Origin of the sequence: Sphingomonas sp. NPDC079357 (assembly GCF_044901155.1) — a bacterium.
Taxonomy (GTDB): domain Bacteria; phylum Pseudomonadota; class Alphaproteobacteria; order Sphingomonadales; family Sphingomonadaceae; genus Sphingomonas.
In genome coordinates, this window is record NZ_JBJDOM010000001.1 from 1,189,534 (window position 1) to 1,208,476 (window position 18,943).

Below are 18,943 nucleotides of genomic sequence, written 5' to 3' on the forward strand. Positions count from 1 at the left end.
CGGGGCATAGCGCGCGGCCATGAAACTTCGCATCTACGTGACGCTCAAGCCCGGCGTGCTCGACCCGCAGGGCAAGGCGATCGAACACGCCCTTTCGGGGCTCGGCTTCTCGGGCGTCGAGAGCGCACGGGTCGGCAAGTTGATCGAGCTGGAGGTCGCCGACGACACCGCCGATGCGGACGTCGACGCGATGTGCCGGCAGCTGCTCGCCAACACCGTCATCGAAAATTACCGGATCGAGCGCGCGTGAAGACCGCGGTCATCGTCTTCCCCGGCTCCAACTGCGACCGCGACATCGCGGTGGCGCTGGAGCAGGCGACCGGCACCGCGCCGCATATGGTGTGGCACCGCGACACCGAACTGCCCGCCGGGATCGGCGTGGTGGCGGTGCCCGGCGGCTTCTCCTACGGCGACTATCTGCGCTCCGGCGCGCTGGCCGCGCGATCGCCGATCATGACCGCGGTCCGCGAACAGGCGGCACGCGGGTTGAAGGTGCTCGGCGTCTGCAACGGCTTCCAGGTGCTGACCGAGGCGGGGCTGCTCCCCGGCGCGCTGATGCGCAATGCCGGACTCAACTTCGTCTGCCGCGACGTGGCGCTGACCGTCGAGAACGCCGGCACCGTCTTCACGCGCGGCTATACGTCGGGCGAACAGGTCCGCTTTCCCGTCGCGCACCACGACGGCAATTACGTCGCCGACCCGGAGACGCTCGACCGTCTGGAAGGCGAAGGCCAGGTCGCGTTCCGCTACGCCGAGCCGGTCAACGGCAGCGCGCGCAACATCGCGGGCATCGTCAGCGCGGACGGCAACGTGCTCGGCATGATGCCGCACCCCGAACGCCGCATCGAGCCCGCGCACGGCGGCGACGACGGCAAGCGGATGTTCACCGGGCTGCTGGAGACGGTGGGGGCCTGACGCTCACCCGTCGCCCCGGATCCGATCCGGGGCCCCGCTTCTTCGGCTGAACCCGCGCGCGTCGCCGCCGGAAGGCCGTTGCCCGATCACAGCTCGAGCATATAACGGCACATCTCCCGATCGCCCCGCGCGAACAGATCGCTGTCGGCGGGCGTCTCCACCACCTCCATGAAGCGCGCACCCGCTTTCTCCAGCACGCGCCGCGACGCGAGGTTGGCGGGGCGGCAGGTGATCCAGAGCGACGAAAAGCCGTGCGTGACCGCAATCGGCATCAGCAGCCGCAGCGCCGCGGTCGCATAATCCCGCCGCTGATGCTCCGGTGCCACCCGATAGCCCACCTGACCGCCATAACGGCGTAGCGGCTCGGTATCGCCAAGCCGCAGCACGATCGCCCCGACCTCAACCCCTGCTGCGACAATCGCGAACTCTTCGGTCGGCACCCAGCCTTTCAACGGGTCGGCATCACTCCGCCCGGTCCAGCGCAGTTCGACCACCGGTTCACACCCGTGCCCGGAATGGCGTGAAGTCGGTCCCCCGGTCGTACACGTCCAGCCCCTCGGCGCGCTTCAATGCCCCGACCATCCAATAGGTCAGCGGCGTCAGCAGCACCTCCCAGCCGACCTTGAGCGCCCATTGCGTGAACAGCACCACCACCACCAGATGCGGCGTCCACCCTTCGGCACCCCAGAACGCCAGCGGATAGAAGATCAGGCTGTCGACCGCCTGCCCCGCCACCGTCGACCCGATCGTCCGCATCCACAGATGCCGCCCGTCGGTCAGCACCTTCATCCGCGCCAGCACATAGGAATTGACGAACTCGCCCGCCCAGAACGCGCACATGCTGGCGAACACGATCCGCGGCACCTGCCCGAACACCGTCTCATACGCGGCCTGATTGCGCCAGTCGGGCGCGGGCGGCAGCGCCACCACCACCCACGCCATTCCCGCCATGAACAGCGTCGCGGCAAATCCGACCCAGATCACCCGCCGCGCACGCGCATAGCCATAAACCTCGGTCAGCACGTCGCCGATGATATAGCTGATCGGAAAAAACAGGATGCCCGCGCCGAACGGCCACTCGCCCACGCCCGGCACCCACAACTGGGCGACCTTGCCCGCACCCAATACATTGGAAAGTAACAGGATCGCGACGAACGCCGCCATGACGATGTCATAGTAACGCAGCCGCCCGCCCTCGACCTGATCGGCCGCGATGGGGGTGATGGGCATCTCGTCGGTCATGCCGCGATCATGCCCCCCATTCCTTCACGCGACAATCCGCGCTACGCGCATCGGCGAGCGCCCGTAGCTCAGTTGGATAGAGCAAGGAGCTTCTACCTCCTTGGTCGGGGGTTCGAATCCCTCCGGGCGCGCCAGACTCGTTGCCGGCCCGCGTGAAATCTCGCCGGCGAAAGAACGGCTGCCTCGGAGCATCGCGGCAGGAACACCGCATGCCGTCGCGCCATGCAGCGATCAGACACCGCGGGTGTAGGGATAGGCCGGTCGTGGATACCCGCCGGCGGCGGGCAGCCATCGCCGCACCGCGGTGTCGCAGGCGGCATAGCCCCAGTTGATGAGGCGCTCCTGCCATGCCGCATCGATCCGGGTCAGCCGTGTCGGCGTGCCTGCCAGTTCGCGGGTGCGTGCCACCGGGGCGGGCAGCGCGTCGGGAAGGCCGAAGCTCGCCGCATCGCTGCCGATTCCCCAATAGGCGCCACGCCGGTGCAGCGGGTTGCTCGCGTCTGCCTCAAAGGCGGCGACAAGCTGGCGGACGCGCACGCTCGATACCTGACCATGGATAATATCCAGTACGCGGCGCGAATGGCGTGCCCAGTCACCGGCGGGCGACGGGTCGGGCGCCAGCGCCCCGCCCCCGTTCGACACCAGCAACGTGCGGCACCGCTTGTAAACCGTCTCCAGCCCGAGATTGTCGTACACCCCGCCGTCGGTCAGCGAGATGTCGTGCAGGAACGCCGGATCGACGCCGGTCTCGACGATGTCGAAATCGGACGGCCGCGTCTCCAGCACGAGGGGGGACAGCACCGGCGGAAACGCCGAGGAGGCCGCCACCGCCGTTGCCAGCGTAAAGCGTGGGGTGGTGATTTCGCCGACCCGCCAGTCGCGCGCCCGCACCTTGGAAAATCGCCACAGCGAACCGGTTTCGACGTTGGTGGCGTTGATAACGAACACCGGCGCGTCGGGCAGATCCTGCAACGTCGCGCCGTCGAACAGATATTTGTCATAAGCCGCCGCGATCCGGTCCCCGGCGGTGCCGGGCAGCAGCGCACCGATCAATACTGAGGACACGTCGATACTGGTGCTCGCCAGCCGGCGGATCGGCTCGATCACGCGTGCGAACAGCGCATCACGGTCGCCGAGCCCCGGCCATTCGAGCGCCAGTTTCGCGGCGGTGATCGAACCGCCGGACACGCTGGAGATCCGCGCCGCTTTGGCGAGCAATCCGCATTCGAACAGCCGTACGATCGCGCCGGCGTGGAACAGCATCGCGCGATAGCCGCCGCCAGACAGCGCGATGCCGATCGTATCGTCAGGGGTACGATCCGGGCCTTCGTCCGTTACCGGGGCGGTAAGGTTGTCAGTCATCGCCCGGCTCTCCGACGTCGGCGTGATCGGTCATGATCACCGGCTCGGGCGCGTCGAGACTGAGCGGACGGTTGGCGAGCGCCTTGACCGCGGCGTGCTCGGGATTGGTCAGGTTGCCGTCATCGTCGAACGTCGCCGCCATCAGATATTCAACCTCCACCTTGGTGTAGGCCGGATCCCAATGCACGTTCTCGGGCACCTGGCTGTGGCCGTAATGGCCGGAGGTCGCCTCCCAGATCTTGGGGTCGCGATTGTGCCCGCCCGGATCGCCGCCGTTGAGGGGCGAGCGCGGCGGACCGGCGGGCCATTGCCGCGGCACCTGATGCGTCTTCTCGATCCAGCGGCAGAGCCGGGCGACGTTTTTCAGCGTCTGCGGATGCTTGTTCGCGCCGGCGAAACCGACCACCTCGATCTGCACCGCGCTGTCACGATTGGTCTGCACGCCGCCCGGCGCGTTGCGCAGCGCGCGCGCGGCGACGTCGGTGTCGATATGCTGGTACACCGTCGTGCGATCGACCGTGAAATGCGGATCGGAGCGATTCTTCCTGAAGGCCGCGAAGGCGCCGCTCGCGGAGGAACCCTCGGTCGTATGGTGGACGATCTTGTACGGACCGCCGAGATTGTCACCGGACGATCCGCTGATCGGCTCTGGCTTTGCGAAGGGACAGTCAGCCATGTCACTGTTCTCCTGGAGCGGGGCCAAGGTCCGCCTCGGCGATCAACGCGGTGCGAAAGGCATGCATCCGCGCCGACAGATTGGGGCGCAGCGCGGCGAGCGCCTGGGTGTCGGCGGACAGGCTGGCGAGACTGCGCCGCAGCGTGGTCGCGCCCTTGTGCAGCCGGAAGAACAGCACCTGCGTCACCGTCTGGTCGGCGGTGAGCGCGAACGCCATGATCTCGGCGGTCAGCCCACGCTCGGGGTCGTTGCGGACATAGGTAAGCTGGAAACGTCCGACCCGCCCGTGCCGGCTGCGCTTGTCGAACAGGGTGATGAACGGTTTGTTGGCATCCATCTTGTGCAGGCCGTCCAGCACCGCAAGCACCGCCGCCACCGCGACCGGCCCCGCCAGCGGTCCGAGAAAGCTCGTCACCACCCCGATCACCGCCTCGTGCACCTCCAGTCCGTTGTTGTCGAAGGTGAGTTCGGCGGTGTCGCGTTGCTGCGCGATCCAGCCGAGTTTAAGCAGCGTTTCGAGATAGGCGTCGAAGAACGTCAGCGGGTCGGCATCCTCCCCGACCTTTCGCAAGGCAACCAGTTGCGCGAACAGCGAGGAATCGGTGATCGCCTGCCGGAAATCCGCTTCCACGTCCGCGCTGAATGACACCACGTCGGAACCAACCACCAGCGCCTGTCGTCGCGCCGTGGCGAACACGACCTCGCCCAGATCGCCTTCGTCGGCGGCAAAGGCGTGCGCGGGTGGCAGCTCGGCGGTGCTGATGAGCGTTCGGGCATCGGCAATGACGGTCATGCGCTTCTCCCTTCATAAACCGGATATTCGAGGAACAGGTCGGTTTCGGTGAGCTTCGCCAGGAAGTCGGCGGGGACATCGCGTGTTTCGGGGTCGACGCTGCGGTCGCCGTCGTAACGGCGATCGTTGCGCAGGATGCGCCCGCCCGTCTGCTTGCGCAGCGCCTTGTTCACGCGCGGATTTGGCATCATCCAGCCGCTTCCCTGTTGCTTGCCCAGCACCTCGTCGGTCGGGATCATCGCGAACAGCCCGGGATGGGTCATCATCTCCAGCCCCTGTTCGCGCAACGTCGCGTTGTGGCTGCCGTGATGGCTGACCTTATAGAGCAACGTGCGCGCCAGCAGGTCGGCCGCCTTGATCTTGACCCCGTCGCCGGCATCATAGTCGCGGCTGTGCCATGACTCCCAGTTGCCGACCTGCGCGTCGCCGGGAAACAGCAGCACGCTGCGCTGCTGGTCGGGCAGCTCGAAGGCGAGCACGAGGCTGGTGTTGTTGGTATCGTTGTTCAGCTTCAGCGCCATCGCCCCGGCGCTGCTGAGCCAGTCGGTATCGATCCGGCGTCGGTCGATCGCGGCCTGTTCGATCGCGCCGGCGCCGAACGTGCCGTAATAATGTTCGCGCACGAAGGCGCAGACCGCGTCGTCGGGCGGGGTGGTCGCCGCGAGCATCTTGTCGAAACCTGCCAGCGTGAAGCGACAATAATCGGGCGCGAAGGGCGAGTCGCGCGACGGGTCCGGGTCCTCACCCTCGCCGAAGCGGAGCAACTGCAGGCCATCGATGCTGGGCTCGTCGAGATAGGTTTCGGGCGCGGCGCGCGAGGGCTGGTCCTTGAACAGCTTGTCCTCGGCCCGCGGCGGCCCCAGCACATGCGCGCGCAGCGACACCGCGCCCGGCGTATGCCGGCAGCTTCCCGGCTCCAGATAGGTCGGATGATATTTCTTCAGCTCGTCCAGCACGCCCCGCCCCGAAAGGCGCGGTGGCCGGTCGCCGGTCGCATCGGCGGCCAGACCGGTGAACTGATCCAGCCCGAACAACTCGCGCCGCGCCACGTCGGCGCCGAACCGCGCCTCGTTGCGCAGCCGTGCGCCGATCTTGGCGAGCGCGACACCGCTCCTGTCAAAACGGGTGCGTAGCCGCTGCGCCTGCGCGTCGTCGGGATTTTCGGTCCACCCCATCCACACGTTCTTGATCGTGATCGCGCCGGAATCGAAGAAGACGTCCCGCGCCTGCGAGAAGCCGGAGAGATGATCCCAATGTTCGTGGCTGATCACGACCAGATCCAGCGTTCCGCCACAGACCCTGGCAATATCCTGCGCGATCGTCTGCATCCGCGCCTTGGCATCGCCGCTGCCCAGCAACATTCCGCAGTCGATCAGGATGTGCGACGCCGACGTGCCGCTCTCCAGCCGCAGCAGGAAGCAATCGCCCAGCATGCCTTCTTCACCGGGATGGTCAGCGGCTTGCGCTTTCCAGGCACGGTACATCCGCACCCGGACGCGTTCGGGGTCGACGCCTGGTTTCTCCGCGGCCTGATCGCCGGTCGGGCCGCTGCTCCTGGATTGTTTGCTCATGCCTCGATCCTGTGCGCAAAGGCGAACGGCTCCCCGACCGTCTCGGCGACCGTACCGCCCCCATCCTCCCCCGACTGGAAGCGACGCTCCGCCTCCAGCCGGGTGTCATCGTCGATGCGTTTGCGGATGATGCGGATCAGCCGCCCGTCGCGCAGGTCGACGTGCAGTGTCGCGCCGCCGCGAAACCAGAAATCGGGATGATCCCAGCGCGCCGCGCCGATCCTCGTGCTGTCGCCCGCGTCCGCGGCCTTCTGCTCCTCGGCATCGAAATAGGCGCGTCGCCGCTGCGTGAGCTGGACGATGAGCTGGTGCACCTCTTCGCCGTCCGGTCCCGCGCGTCGCGCGATCCGCGCCGAGTGAACCTCGAACTTGGGGACATTGTTGTCGCGGCAGGTGATCGAGCGCAGCGGCGGCACCTGCTTTCCGTTGCGCAGCGGATGGTCGTGCGTCAGCAACCGCAGCCCCAGCAACCGCTCCCAGATCGGATCGCCCGGCGTGTCGGCGTCGAACCACTGGTGGATCGTGCGCTGGTTGTGCAGGACGACATGCATCGCCAGCTCGCGCAGGTTGCGGCGACGTGTGCCCGGCTGCTGTCCGGCGATCCGGCTGTAGCTGACGGTGCCGGCCCTCTCGCCGCTCTCGAACGACACGCCGAGTTGCAAGCGGCCGAGCAGGCTGGCGAACATCGCGATCGCCGGATCCTCTCCGGTATGCGCCAGCGCGGCAAGGTCGGCGCAGTCGCCCCGGTCGGGAGGTGCCCATAACAGGCTGTCCGGGGCCATCGAGATGCATCCCGGCACCGTGATGCCATGTTTGCGGAACGCCTCGACGAACGCGATGCGGTAGCGCATCGGATCGCTGGGCACGAGATCGGCATCGGCGGTGACGATCGCGCGGAGATACTCGCCGAACCGCCCCCGGTCGGCGGCAGATAGTCGAGCGCACGCACGCACATCCGCAGCACATGGTCAGCCGCCTTCTCCGCCTCGCGGGCCAATCGCGCGATCAGGTCAGGGGAGAGTTCGGCATCGCTCCGTGGGTCGGCAGCCCGCGCGAGCCGGATCAGGTCGACGGTGCGGCGCTCATAGATGGTGACGAACGCGTCGAAGACCGCCGCCACCAGAAAGCCGCCGCGCGCATGGGCCTCAGTGGTGGTCGCGAGTGTCCGGCGCGGGGGCGCATTGCCGCCCGCCGCCCGCGCATCGTCGCTCAACAGCGACAGGGCGTAGCGCAACGCACCCAGTCCGCCCTTCGCGCGCCCGAACTGCTCGGCCAGCCCGGTCAGCAATCCGGGTGTGCGCAACGATCCCCGGCTCGCCGCCAGTTGGTGGCTGACCACCGCGGTCATTCCGAAATGCTGGAGCAGCGCGACGATGTCCGCAAAGCCTTCGTGGAAAGCCAGCGAGTCGATCGTCGACGGCTCGATCGAGCGACGCTGCATCCCGTGCAGGATCGCGTGGGTCGTCTCGTGCGCGACGATATCCTGCGACAGACAGGTGAACACCCAATGCGCATCGACGGGCCGCGCGCCCACTGGCGTTGGGCGAAAATAGCCGAACAGCAACGCCCGCTTCTGCGGGCTGTAATAGGCATTCGCCTCGCGCAGTGCGTGTGGATAGATGCGGAGCTTGCGCGTGAAGCTGCGTTCGATCGGGTCGGCGGACGTGCGCCCCTCGGGGTCGGCCGCCCACAGCACGAAACGTCCCAGCGCCCGCTCGAACGAGCGGATCGTCCGCATTGCCACCGCAAAGACCATCTGTTGATGAAATTGCGGACGTCCCTCGGACGGCGGCAAACCATTCTGCGCCAGCAACAACGGATGGTCCAGATCGACCGGCGCATAGAAGACGCCCGATGCCGGATCGAAGTCGACGACCTCCAGATAGTCGTTCACCGGGCCGGGAGCGATCGGCGTCTCCCATCGCGTCTCCCACGGCAGTTCCACCACCGCATCGTTGATGACAGCGGTCGCCAGTTCCACCGAAGCCTGCGGATCGAAAGCGTAAATTTTCAGCCGGCGCTTGGCCGGCACAGGATATGCGTCGACGCCTATCGCTTCGTGAGTCACGACACCCCCCCGCCAACATAACGATCGGCAACAGCGAAGCGACTCTTTACTTGCTTTTATGGTTAAGGAACGTGCGCCTGTCTGCCGGCCGTGTCAATCGACGGAAAGTTACTATCATCTGCGCCAGGCTGGCGGCCCGGGAGTGTACCGCGCCGACGACTGATCAGAATTCCACCCCGGCATGTGCCTTCACCCCGCCGCGAAACGGGTGTTTGACCTGCGTCATCTCCGTGACCAGATCGGCGACCTCGATCAGCGCGTCCGGTGCGTTGCGCCCGGTGACGACCAGATGCTTCATCGGCGCACGCGCGGTCGCCACTGCCACCACCTCGTCGACGGGCAGATAGTCATAGCGCAGCACGATGTTCAGCTCATCGGCGATCACCATCGCGATGCCGGGATCGGCGAGCATCCGCCGCACCTCGTCCCACGCCGCGCGGGCGCTCGCCACGTCGCGCGCGCGATCCTGCGTGTCCCAGGTGAAGCCATCACCCATCGCGCGGAATTCGACCAGCTCGGGGAAAGCGTCGAAGATCGCCTTTTCGCCGGTGGTCATCGCGCCTTTCACGAATTGCACGACGCCGACCTTCATCCCGTGCCCCATCGCGCGCACCGCCATGCCGAAGGCGGCGGTCGACTTGCCCTTGCCCGCGCCGGTGTGGACGATCAGCAGGCCCTTCTCGACCGTCTTGCTCTCCATCATCACGCGGCGCGCGGTCTGCACGCGGCGCATTTTTTCATTGTGGCGGGCGTCGCGATCGTCGGTCATCGCCAGCGACATAGCGGCGCGGTCAGTCGGCGGCCAGCACCGCCTCGATCTCGGCGACCGGCACCCCGAACACCGCTGCCAGCGCCTCGGGCTTCGCGCCGCGCGCCGCGAGCGTGCGGATGCGCGCGGGGTCCCTGTCGGTGGCATAGTGGCGCGTGTCGCGCTCGACGCGCTGCTCGCCGGTGCGGGCGAGCGCGCCGGTGCTCTGGCGGCGGCGCGGGCGCGCCTCGCGTTCCTCGACCAGCGTGGCGCGGCGCTGTTCCTCCTCGACGCGGCGGGCGGTGCGCGCCTCCTCGCGGAGCCGCGACGCCGCCTCGCGATCGACGGCGCGCTGCTCGGTACGCGCGAGCGCGCTGGCGACCCGTTCCTGCGCGCGCCGTTCGCGCTCCCCGGCGCGGCGCGCCGCGCGTTCCTCCCAATCGTTCATGCCGCCCCTCGTCGAAAGCGCGGCGTCAAAGCGCCACGCGTCGATCAGGTCAAGTCAGCCGACATCCTCGACCTGATCGAGATACGCGCCATAGCCCTGCGCTTCCATCTCCTCACGCGGCACGAAGCGCAGCGCGGCGGAGTTGATGCAGTAACGCAAACCTCCGCGATCGCGCGGTCCATCCTCGAACACATGGCCAAGGTGGCTGTCCGCGCCCGCCGAGCGCACCTCGGTGCGGACCATGCCATGCGTGGCGTCGTGCAGCTCGGTGACGCGCGCGGCGTCGATCGGGCGCGTAAAACTGGGCCAGCCGCAATGCGACTCGTACTTGTCGGCGGAGGCGAACAGCGGCTCGCCCGAGACGATATCGACATAGATGCCCGCGCGCTTGTTGCCGAGATACTCTCCCGTGCCGGGCCGCTCGGTCCCGCTCTGCTGCGTCACATAGAATTGCTCGGGCGTCAGCTTGGCCAGCGCCTCGTCGGTCTTCGTGTAATCGGTCATATGCTTGTCCTTGATGTCGGCCGGCTGGGCGGCGGGGCCGGGCTGCGCGGGAGATGGGGTCTGCGCCTCGCCGCCGCAACGGCGCCGCGATTGACCCGCGCTGCGCCCCCGGCTAGGGCGCGCGCCGCGACAGGTTCCCCTTGACCGGGGATCAAAAGGGAACGGGTAAACCCCGGCTGCCCCTGCAACTGTAAGCGGCGAGCCCGCGCGCCACACGCCATTGGCCCCACCGGGCTGAGAAGGCGGCGCGCATCGGCGACGACCCGTGAGCCAGGAGACCTGCCTGTTCGTGATCGTCCTTCGCTCGGCCAGGGTGCGCCGAACGGACGGGAAGGCCGCACGGGGCAAACCCGGCGGACGAACCCAGCGTGACGATAATCACCGCCGTGGGCGGTCGACGCCGCGGGTTCGCTCGCGCGCGGCGACACGCCCCCGGCTTCACGTCGTCACAAGGGGTTATCAACAATGTTCCATCGTCTCGCCGCCCTCCCGCTGCTCCTCTGCTCGACGGCGGCGTTCGCGCAGGAAGCGCCGCGTCCCGACGCTGCCGCGACCGATACCGGCGCCGACATCGTCGTCGCCGCCAACCGCGCCCCGGTCGAGGCCGATCGCGTCGCCGCCTCGGTCACCGTGCTCGACAAGAACGCGATCGACCGCGCGCAGGATCTGTCGGTCGCCGACCTGCTGCTGCGCACGCCCGGCGTCTCGCTGTCGCGCAACGGCGGCTATGGCACCAGCACCTCGCTGCGCATCCGCGGCGCGGAGGCCGACCAGACCGTCGTCGTCATCGACGGGGTCAAGATCAACGATCCGTCCTCGCCCGGCGGCGGCTACAATTTCGCCAACCTGCTGATCGGCGATGCGTCGCGGATCGAGGTGTTGCGCGGGCCGCAGTCGATCCTGTGGGGCAGCCAGGCGATCGGCGGCGTCGTCAACATCGTCACCCCGCTGCCGACCGCCACGCTCGAAGGCAGCATCGACCTCGAGGGCGGCTCGCGCGAGACGGTCAGCGCGCGCGCCGCGCTCGGCGGCACCACTGGCCCGCTCGCGTGGCGCGTCGGCGCGCAGACCTTCACCACCGACGGCATCTCCGCGCTGGCGGCGGGCACCGAGCGCGACGGCTACCGCAACCAGAATGTGCAGGCGCGCGCCGTTCTGACGATCGCGCCCGGCATCAGCGCCGACCTGCGCGGTTCCTATGCCAACGGCCGCAACGACTTCGACGGCTTCAGCGGCGACACCCCCGAATATGGCCTGACCCGCGAGTTCGTCGGCTATGCCGGCCTCAACATCGACCTGTTCGACGCGCGGCTGCGCAACCGCTTCGGTTATGGCTACACCGACACCGATCGCGACAATTACAATCCTGATCAGGTGCAGCAGACGCAGACCTTCGCCGCGCTCGGCCGCAACCATCGCCTCGAATATCAGGGTACGCTCGCGGTCACCAAGGGCGTCGACGCGGTGTTCGGAGTCGAGAACGAGGTCAGCCGCTTCAGCACCGCTTCCTCCGACTTCTCCCCACCCTATGCGCTCGGCACCCCGGCCGGCGGCCGCGCCGAGCTGACCAGCTTCTACGGCCAGCTCAACCTCTCGCCGCTCGACGGGCTGACGCTCAACGGCGGCGTGCGCCACGACGATCACAGCCGCTTCGGCACCCAAACGCTGTTCGCGGGCGGCGCGAACTGGGTGCTGCCGACCGGCACCGTGCTGCGCGCCAGCTACAGCGAGGGTTTCAAGGCGCCGACCCTGTACCAGCTCTTCTCGGAATACGGTAATCAGGCGCTCAACCCCGAGCGCGCCAAGGGCTGGGAGGCCGGCGCCGAGCAGCGCTTCATGGACGGTCGCTACGCGCTCGGCGGCACCTATTTCGAGCGCCGCAGCCGCGACCAGATCGTCTACACCGGCTGCAATTCCGGCACCACCGACCCGCTCTGTTTCGTGCCGGGTTCGACCACCGAGCAGCGTTTCGGCTATTACCAGAATGTCGCGCGCGCCTTCGCGCGCGGCGTCGAGGCGGTCGCGCGCGCGCAGGTCGGTGAACACCTCAGCCTCGACGGCAATTACAGCTGGGTGCTGTCGGAGGACCGCTCGCCGGGCCGCACCTTCGGCAACTGGCTGCCGCGTCGCCCGCGCGACACCGCCAACGTGTCTGCGACCTACACGTTCGCGGAGTCCGGCTCGTTCGGCGTTGCGGCGCGATTCGCGGGCAAGTCGTTCGACAATGCCAGCAACGCCACCCGGCTGGACGGCTACACACTGGTCGATCTGCGCGGCGAGCTGCCGTTGTCGGGCAATGTCCGGCTGTTCGCGCGCGTCGAGAATCTGTTCGACGAACGCTACCAGACGATCGCCCGCTACGGCACGCTCGGCCGCAGCGTCTACGCCGGCCTGCGCGGGCGTTTCTGATTGCCCGTGGTGGTCGAGCGCAACCTCCCCTCCCTCCGTCGCCCCGGACTTGATCCGGGGCCCCGCTTCGTGGCGTTCCGGGGAAAGCGCGGAAGGGCGAACCAACGTTGCACCCCCATCATGGCGAGCGACGCGCGGAACGGGATCGCCCATGCCTGAGACGCTGACATGACCCTCATCCCCGTCGAGGACGGTCCCGCCGTGGTGGCCTGCAACAGCTGCCGCCACTCGGCGACCGCGCGCGACGGCGCGGACGGCCAGCGCGGCGGCGCAACGCTCGCGACCGCGCTGCGCATTGTGCAGGCGCGCGACCCGCGTTTCGCCGACATCGCCGTGCAGGAAATGCCATGCCTGTTCGCCTGCGACCGGCATTGCACGATCCATCTGCGCGCGCCCGGCAAGATCGGCTATGTGCTCGGCGATTTCACCCCCGACGAGAACGCCGCGGACGCGATCATGACCTTCATGCGCCATTATATCGACAGTGCGACCGGGCAGGTGCCCTATGCCTTGTGGCCGGCGGGCGTGAAGGGGCATTTCATCGTCCGCGTGCCCCCCGCCGGTCAGGTCGTCGCGTGATGCGCTTCGAGTCGATTGCCGCCTTCGACGCCGCGCTGGCCGAGCTGCCCGCCCCCGATGCCGCCACCCGTGCGGCGGCGGCGGCGCGACAGGCGAAGCTGACCAAGCCTGCGGGCTCGCTGGGTCGCCTGGAAGAAATCGCGCTGTTCATGGCCGGATGGCAGCGCGATGCCCGCCCGCGGCTCGATGACGGGCGCGTGGTGATCTTCGCGGGCAATCACGGCGTCGCCGCGCGCGGGGTCAGCGCGTTCCCGCCCGCCGTGACCGCACAGATGATCGCCAATTTTCGTGACGGCGGCGCGGCGATCAATGCGCTCGCGGTGGCCGCCGGCCTGTCGCTGACCGTCGTGCCGCTGTCGCTCGACCAGCCCACCGGCGACATCACGCATGCCCCCGCGATGAGCGTGGCGGAATGTCTCGACGCGCTTGATGCCGGCGCGGCGGCGGTGCGGCCCGGCACCGATCTGCTGATCCCGGGTGACATGGGGATCGGCAACACGACCCCCGCCGCCGCCTTGTGCGCCGCCAGCATGGGCGGCTGCGGCGCCGACTGGGTCGGGCCTGGCACCGGCGTCCACGGCGCGGCGCTTGCGGCCAAGGTCGCGGCGGTCGACGCCGCGCTTGCCTGCCATGCCGATGCGACCACCCCCTTCGAGCGGCTGCGCCGGCTGGGCGGGCGCGAGATCGCCGCGATCGCGGGTGCGGTGCTCGCCGCGCGTCACGCGCGGATCCCGGTGCTGCTCGACGGCTTCATCGTCGGCGCCGCGCTCGCCCCGCTCGCCGCCGCGCGCCCGCGGATCGTCGATCATTGCCTCGCCGGTCATGTCTCGGGCGAGCCGGGTCATGCGCGGCTGCTCGAACGGCTCGGTCTGACCGCGCTGCTCCGGCTCGACATGCGGCTCGGCGAGGCGAGCGGCGCGGCGGTCGCGGCCAGCATCGTCCGCGCCGCACTCGCCGCGCACGATCAGATGGCGACCTTCGATCAGGCCGGCGTGACGCAGGCGTGAGCGAGGCGCGCACCGTCCACCTGCTGCGCCACGGCGCGACGGTGCGACCGGGGCTGTTGCTCGGACATCTCGACGTCGCCATCACCGCGCCGGGCATCGCCGATTGCGTCCGCGTCGCCGCCGGCGTGACGTTCACGCAGGTGGTCAGCTCCGACCTGTCGCGCGCCGCCGCCTGCGCCGCCGCGCTCGGCGCGCCGGTCCGCCACGATGCGCGCTGGCGCGAACTCGATTTCGGCGCATGGGACGGCCGCGATCCCGCCACCCTCCCCGCCGACGCGCTCGCCGCCTTCTGGCACGATCCCGATGCCAACCCGCCCCCTGGCGGCGAGCGCTGGTCGGCGCTGGTCGCCCGGGTGGCAGCCGCGCTCGCCGACCTCCCCGACGCGACGCTGGCCGTCACCCACGGCGGCGCGATCCGCGCCGCGCTCGCCAGCGCCTGCGGCTTCGACGCGCGGCAGGTCTGGGCGTTCGACCTGCCCTGCGCCGCGCTGCTGACCCTGAAGCTATGGCCCGATACGGCTCAGATCGTCGCGCTGCGGACGTGACCCGCCTCTGGCTCGCCTTCGCCTTCCTGACGCGCCTCCCGGTGCCGCGCACCACCGGCACCGCGCAGGATTTCGCTGCCGCGATCCGCTGCTACCCACTCGTCGGCGCGGTGATCGGGGCGCTGGTCGCCGGCGCGGCGTGGCTCGGCGCGCGGCACGATTCGTGGACCAGCGCGCTCGCCGGGCTGGTGGTGTGGGTCGCGGTGACCGGCGCGCTCCATCTCGACGGGCTCGGTGATGTCGCGGACGGCGTCGGTGCCGCGCACGGTGACCGCACGCGGCTGCTCGCCGTGATGCGCGACCCGCATGTCGGCAGCTTCGCGGTCGTCGCGATCGCGCTACAGCTGATCGCCAAGCTCGTCCTGCTCTACGCGCTCGCGGGCGACTGGCGGGTCGCGCTGGTCCCCTTCGTCGCGCGCATCGCGCCGCTCGCCTGGGCGCGCTGGCTCCCGCCGCTCGGCAGCGGGCTCGGCGCGCAGGTGGCAAGCGCGGTCCGCCCGCGCGACCTGATCGGCTGGCTCGCGCTGCTCGCGCTGGCGACGGTAGCCGCGCCGCCGCTGCTCGCCGCGCCGCTGTTAGTCGCGGCTTATGGAATGTGGTGCCGCCACCGGCTCGGCGGCATCAACGGCGACGCGCATGGCGCGGGGATCGAGCTCGTCGAAAGCGCCCTGCTCGCCGCCTTACTCGGCGGCTGACCCGCGCGCGACCGCCAGCAGCGCGTCGAGATCCAGATGCCGCTCCAGCGCCGCGGCGATCGCGTCGAGCGCGGCATCGACCGACGCGGCATGATCCGGCCCGTCCCCCGCCGCTGCCAGCCACGCGCGCCGCTGCGCCGCCAGCCCGAACAGCCCGTGGACATAGGTGCCGGCGACCAGACCGTCGGCGCTCGTCGCGCCATCGTGCCCCCCGTCGTCATATCGCGCCACCGGCCGCGCCGTATCCGCGCCGGTCGTGGTCCCGAGGTGCATTTCATAGCCATGAAACGCCGCCCCGCGTGCCACCCCGCGCACCTCGCGGAGGACCTTGCTGCCCCCCAGCACGGTATCGACCGCCAGCAACCCCAGCCCCACCACGCTCCCCGCCGGCCCTTCCAGCCCGAGCGGATCGGCGACCATCCGCCCCAGCATCTGATACCCGCCGCACAGCCCCAGCACCGCCCCGCCCCTCCGCCGGTGCGCGATCAGGTCGACGTCCCAGCCCTGTTGGCGGATGAACGCGAGGTCGGCGATCGTCGCCTTTGATCCCGGCAGCACCACCAGCGCCGCCTCCGCAGGTAACGGAGATCCCGGCGGAATCATCGCCACCTCGATCGCGGGATCGAGCTTGAGCGGATCGAGATCGTCGAAATTGGCGATGTGCCGCGTCACCGGGCACGCGACCAGCACCCGCCCGCCCGGCCGCGCGCGCGACCGCTCCAGCACCACCGCATCCTCGCTCGGCAGCCGCGCCGCTGCCGTCAACCAAGGCACCACCCCAAACCCGCGCCACCCGCTCCGTTCCTCGATCGCGCGATAGCCATCCTCGAACAGTGCTGGATCGCCGCGGAAGCGATTGATGATGAACCCTTTCACCATTTCCGCATCGTCCGGGTCGAGCACCGCGCGCGTCCCCACCAGCGACGCGATCACCCCGCCCCGATCGATATCGCCGATCAGCACCACCGGCACGTCGGCGGCACGCGCGAACCCCATGTTCGCGATGTCACCGGCGCGCAAATTGATCTCGGCCGGCGACCCCGCCCCCTCGACCAGCACCAGATCGGCCTGTCGTTCCAGTGTGTTGAAGCTCTCCAGCACCTCGGCGAGCAAGCCTTCCCGCCCCTCGCGCCACCGCGCCGCCGCCAGCGTCCCGCGCATCCGCCCGCGCACGATCAGCTGCGAGGTGCGGTCGCCCTGCGGCTTGAGCAGCACCGGGTTCATGTCGACATGCGGTGCGACCCGCGCGGCGATCGCCTGCGTCGCCTGCGCGCGCCCGATCTCGCCGCCATCCGCCGTAACTGCCGCATTGGTCGACATATTCTGCGGCTTGAACGGGCGCACCGTCAGCCCGCGATTGGCATAGGCACGGCACAATCCGGCGACCAGCACCGACTTGCCGACATCGGAGCCGGTCCCCTGCAGCATCAGCTTGCCCATGCCGCTACCCCCGCCAGCACCCACAACAATCCGCACGCGCGGCCGTACACCGCCAACGCGCGCCGGACATCCGCAGCGTCCGCCGCCGCACGCCCGTCACCGATCCACGGCTTGTCCGCGACGACACCGTCATAGGCGATCGGCCCCGCCAGCCGCAGCCCCAGCACCCCCGCCATCGCCGCCTCGGTCCAGCCAGCGTTGGGCGAGGCGTGATTGCGCGCGTCACGCCACATCACCCGCCAGCCGCCGCCGCCGGCGACACAGATCAGCACCGCCCCGATCCGCGCCGGGATCCAGTTAGCAGCGTCGTCCAGCCGCGCCGCCGCCCAGCCGAAGTCGCGCCAGCGTTCCTCGCGATGCCCGATCAGGCTGTCGGCGGTGTTGATCGCCTTATACGCCCACAATCCCGGCAAGCCCCCGACAAGTAACCAGAACAGCGGGGCGGCGACGCCGTCGCAAAAGCTTTCCGCCAGGCTCTCGATCGCCGCCCGCGCGATCCCCGCCTCATCAAGCGTCAAAGTGTCGCGCCCGACGATCATCGCCACCGCGCGCCGCGCCGCAGGCAGATCGCGGGCCACCAGCGCGGTCGCGACCGGCCGGACATGCGCGTAGAGGCTCCGCTGCGCCAGCCCCGGCCACGCCAGCAACGCCACGCCAACCCAGCCGAGCTCGACGGCCCGCACGCCCCACTCGGCAAGCACCGCAACAACAGCGGTCAGCACCACCACGATCGCGATCGTCGCGACCCCGAGCAGTCTGCGCGGCAACCCCCGGCGGTTCCACCACTTTTCCAGCACCTCGATCACGCGCGCGATCGCACCAACCGGATGCCCGACCCGAGCATAGAGCCACGCCGGCCACCCGACCGCCACGTCGATCGCGAGCGCGGCGAGCGCGACCGGCTCAGCCATCGGCCACCAACGCGGCCTCCAGTCGGTCGAACCCCGCGCCAGGCAGGCCGAACCGCAGCCAGTCCGCGCGCTCCTCGAACGGCCGCGTCAGGATGCCGGCGGCGGCGAGCCGCTCGAACACCGCTCCCGCACCATCGCACTCCACCAGCCGGAACAGCGGACACGCCCCGCGCGTCGCCAGCCCATGCCCGGCAAGCAAGTTATCGATTTCGGCGGCCTCTGCTGCCAGCCGCAACCGCATCCGCTCCGCCCCCGCCACGTCACGATACGCCGCCGCGCCATAGGCCAGCGCCGTCGCCGACACTGGCCAGTCTCCCAACAGCGCCGCGATCCGCGCCACCACCGATCGCGCGCCGCCCACGAAGCCGAGCCGCACCCCCGCCAAACCGTAGAACTTCCCGAACGACCGCAGCACCACCACCGGATCGTCCGCGTCCAGCAACGGCAACACGCTCGCCCCCGCCAGCGCATCGGCAAACGCCTCGTCGACGATCAGCATCCCGCCGCGCGTGCCCAGCGCCCGCGCGACCGACAGCAGCTCGCTCGGCGCGAGCAGCCGCCCGTCGGGATTGTTGGGGTTGGCGAGCAACATCGTCCCACCGCCCGCCGCCGCCTCGTCGATCCGATCCAGCGCAATCGCCTTCGCCCCCGGCAAGGCGTCGCGATGGGTGCGATAACAAGGTGTCACCACATGCCATGGCCGCGGCAGGTCGAGCGTCGTCAGCAGCCGCAGCGCCAGCTCGCTCCCCGGCACCGCCGTCAGCGCGCCCGCGAAATCGAACGCCGCCGCCGCCGCCGCCAGCAACGCCGCCAGCGCCTCACCGGACGGCAGCCGCTGGTGATCGATCACCAACCCCGCCGGCGGCATCCACGCATGAGGATTGATCCCGGTCGACAGGTCCAGCCACGGGCGCGGTGCGTCGGGGTACAGCCGGGCCGCGGCCTCGATACGGCCGCCGTGAAAGGTCAGATCGCGCGACATAGGCCCCGAATTGCGGCAAGGCCGCCTCCATCGGCAATCGCGTATCGA

General features: G+C 69.4%; 21 protein-coding genes, 1 tRNA gene and 1 riboswitch. Of the genes, 9 read left to right on the forward strand and 13 right to left on the reverse strand.

All coding sequences use genetic code 11. The features are described 5' to 3' along the window. Nucleotides 1-19: 19 nt before the first annotated feature. Complete coding sequence (gene purS / locus ACI2JO_RS05555; protein WP_404719711.1) at nt 20-250, forward strand: phosphoribosylformylglycinamidine synthase subunit PurS; 231 nt, start codon at nt 20-22, stop codon at nt 248-250. Next, nucleotides 247-915, forward strand: coding sequence for a phosphoribosylformylglycinamidine synthase subunit PurQ (gene purQ, locus ACI2JO_RS05560; protein ID WP_404719712.1), 669 nt, complete (start codon nt 247-249; stop codon nt 913-915). Before purS ends, purQ begins: the two co-directional genes overlap by 4 nt. Before the next feature lie 86 nt (nt 916-1,001). On the opposite strand, the gene ACI2JO_RS05565 is transcribed toward purQ, so the two are convergent. Both ACI2JO_RS05565 and ACI2JO_RS05570 read right to left on the reverse strand, forming a co-directional pair. After that, nucleotides 1,002-1,409: a GNAT family N-acetyltransferase gene (locus ACI2JO_RS05565; RefSeq protein WP_404719713.1), complete on the reverse strand. Its 408-nt coding sequence runs from the start codon at nt 1,407-1,409 to the stop codon at nt 1,002-1,004. Nucleotides 1,410-1,413: 4 nt separating this feature from the next. Further along, nucleotides 1,414-2,157 (reverse strand): queuosine precursor transporter, encoded by a 744-nt coding sequence (locus ACI2JO_RS05570; RefSeq protein ID WP_404719714.1) that lies wholly within the window; start codon nt 2,155-2,157, stop codon nt 1,414-1,416. A gap of 57 nt (nt 2,158-2,214) precedes the next feature. On the opposite strand from ACI2JO_RS05570, the gene ACI2JO_RS05575 reads away from it, so the two are divergent. Beyond that, nucleotides 2,215-2,291, forward strand: a tRNA-Arg gene (locus ACI2JO_RS05575). Between the two features lie 97 nt (nt 2,292-2,388). Here the strand turns inward: ACI2JO_RS05575 and ACI2JO_RS05580 are convergent. From ACI2JO_RS05580 to ACI2JO_RS05600, 5 genes are read right to left on the reverse strand one after another with little or no spacing between them, the layout of a single operon-like run. Next, nucleotides 2,389-3,519: a patatin-like phospholipase family protein gene (locus ACI2JO_RS05580; protein WP_404719715.1), complete on the reverse strand. Its 1,131-nt coding sequence runs from the start codon at nt 3,517-3,519 to the stop codon at nt 2,389-2,391. After that, the gene (locus tag ACI2JO_RS05585; protein WP_404719716.1) at nt 3,512-4,195 is read right to left on the reverse strand and encodes an N-acetylmuramoyl-L-alanine amidase; all 684 of its coding nucleotides are present in this window, start codon (nt 4,193-4,195) and stop codon (nt 3,512-3,514) included. Before ACI2JO_RS05585 ends, ACI2JO_RS05580 begins: the two co-directional genes overlap by 8 nt. Before the next feature lies 1 nt (nt 4,196). Further along, complete coding sequence (locus tag ACI2JO_RS05590) at nt 4,197-4,988, reverse strand: hypothetical protein (RefSeq protein WP_404719717.1); 792 nt, start codon at nt 4,986-4,988, stop codon at nt 4,197-4,199. Next, the gene (locus tag ACI2JO_RS05595; protein WP_404719718.1) at nt 4,985-6,559 is read right to left on the reverse strand and encodes a hypothetical protein; all 1,575 of its coding nucleotides are present in this window, start codon (nt 6,557-6,559) and stop codon (nt 4,985-4,987) included. Before ACI2JO_RS05595 ends, ACI2JO_RS05590 begins: the two co-directional genes overlap by 4 nt. Beyond that, nucleotides 6,556-7,512, reverse strand: a complete 957-nt coding sequence (locus ACI2JO_RS05600) for a hypothetical protein (protein ID WP_404719719.1) — start codon at nt 7,510-7,512, stop codon at nt 6,556-6,558. The genes ACI2JO_RS05595 and ACI2JO_RS05600 overlap by 4 nt, the downstream gene beginning before the upstream one ends. Nucleotides 7,513-7,523: 11 nt before the next feature. Here ACI2JO_RS05600 and ACI2JO_RS05605 point away from each other — a divergent pair, with 11 nt between their 5' ends. Then, nucleotides 7,524-8,648, forward strand: a complete 1,125-nt coding sequence (locus ACI2JO_RS05605) for a hypothetical protein (RefSeq protein ID WP_404719720.1) — start codon at nt 7,524-7,526, stop codon at nt 8,646-8,648. A gap of 142 nt (nt 8,649-8,790) precedes the next feature. On the opposite strand, the gene cobO is transcribed toward ACI2JO_RS05605, so the two are convergent. The 3 genes from cobO to msrB are packed head-to-tail and all read right to left on the reverse strand — an operon-like array spanning nt 8,791 to nt 10,327. Next, nucleotides 8,791-9,396, reverse strand: coding sequence for a cob(I)yrinic acid a,c-diamide adenosyltransferase (gene cobO / locus ACI2JO_RS05610; protein ID WP_404719721.1), 606 nt, complete (start codon nt 9,394-9,396; stop codon nt 8,791-8,793). Between the two features lie 22 nt (nt 9,397-9,418). Then, nucleotides 9,419-9,823, reverse strand: coding sequence for a hypothetical protein (locus ACI2JO_RS05615; RefSeq protein ID WP_404719722.1), 405 nt, complete (start codon nt 9,821-9,823; stop codon nt 9,419-9,421). A gap of 54 nt (nt 9,824-9,877) precedes the next feature. Next, nucleotides 9,878-10,327, reverse strand: coding sequence for a peptide-methionine (R)-S-oxide reductase MsrB (gene msrB / locus ACI2JO_RS05620; protein WP_404719723.1), 450 nt, complete (start codon nt 10,325-10,327; stop codon nt 9,878-9,880). Nucleotides 10,328-10,441: 114 nt separating this feature from the next. Beyond that, nucleotides 10,442-10,629, forward strand: a riboswitch (cobalamin riboswitch). Nucleotides 10,630-10,792: 163 nt separating this feature from the next. Here msrB and ACI2JO_RS05625 point away from each other — a divergent pair. The 5 genes from ACI2JO_RS05625 (at nt 10,793) to cobS (ending at nt 15,562) form a co-directional block, all read left to right on the forward strand. Further along, nucleotides 10,793-12,736 (forward strand): TonB-dependent receptor plug domain-containing protein, encoded by a 1,944-nt coding sequence (locus ACI2JO_RS05625; RefSeq protein WP_404719724.1) that lies wholly within the window; start codon nt 10,793-10,795, stop codon nt 12,734-12,736. Between the two features lie 168 nt (nt 12,737-12,904). Next, nucleotides 12,905-13,315: a DUF1636 domain-containing protein gene (locus ACI2JO_RS05630; protein ID WP_404719725.1), complete on the forward strand. Its 411-nt coding sequence runs from the start codon at nt 12,905-12,907 to the stop codon at nt 13,313-13,315. Beyond that, nucleotides 13,315-14,322: a nicotinate-nucleotide--dimethylbenzimidazole phosphoribosyltransferase gene (gene cobT, locus ACI2JO_RS05635; protein ID WP_404719726.1), complete on the forward strand. Its 1,008-nt coding sequence runs from the start codon at nt 13,315-13,317 to the stop codon at nt 14,320-14,322. The genes ACI2JO_RS05630 and cobT overlap by 1 nt, the downstream gene beginning before the upstream one ends. Further along, a complete protein-coding gene (locus tag ACI2JO_RS05640) occupies nt 14,319-14,867 on the forward strand; it encodes a histidine phosphatase family protein (RefSeq protein ID WP_404719727.1) in 549 nt (182 codons plus the stop codon). Before cobT ends, ACI2JO_RS05640 begins: the two co-directional genes overlap by 4 nt. Next, nucleotides 14,864-15,562, forward strand: coding sequence for an adenosylcobinamide-GDP ribazoletransferase (cobS, locus tag ACI2JO_RS05645; RefSeq protein ID WP_404719728.1), 699 nt, complete (start codon nt 14,864-14,866; stop codon nt 15,560-15,562). Before ACI2JO_RS05640 ends, cobS begins: the two co-directional genes overlap by 4 nt. Here the strand turns inward: cobS and ACI2JO_RS05650 are convergent. Genes ACI2JO_RS05650 through ACI2JO_RS05660 form a run of 3 tightly spaced genes read right to left on the reverse strand, consistent with a single transcriptional unit; the run spans nt 15,548 to nt 18,895 of the window. After that, nucleotides 15,548-17,002 (reverse strand): cobyric acid synthase, encoded by a 1,455-nt coding sequence (locus ACI2JO_RS05650; RefSeq protein WP_404719729.1) that lies wholly within the window; start codon nt 17,000-17,002, stop codon nt 15,548-15,550. The two genes, cobS and ACI2JO_RS05650, sit on opposite strands and share 15 nt — an antisense overlap. Then, entirely contained in the window at nt 16,990-17,913 is a 924-nt protein-coding gene (cbiB, locus tag ACI2JO_RS05655; protein WP_404719730.1) for an adenosylcobinamide-phosphate synthase CbiB, read from the reverse strand. Before cbiB ends, ACI2JO_RS05650 begins: the two co-directional genes overlap by 13 nt. Beyond that, nucleotides 17,906-18,895: an aminotransferase class I/II-fold pyridoxal phosphate-dependent enzyme gene (locus ACI2JO_RS05660; protein WP_404719731.1), complete on the reverse strand. Its 990-nt coding sequence runs from the start codon at nt 18,893-18,895 to the stop codon at nt 17,906-17,908. Before ACI2JO_RS05660 ends, cbiB begins: the two co-directional genes overlap by 8 nt. Between the last annotated feature and the right edge of the window lie 48 nt (nt 18,896-18,943).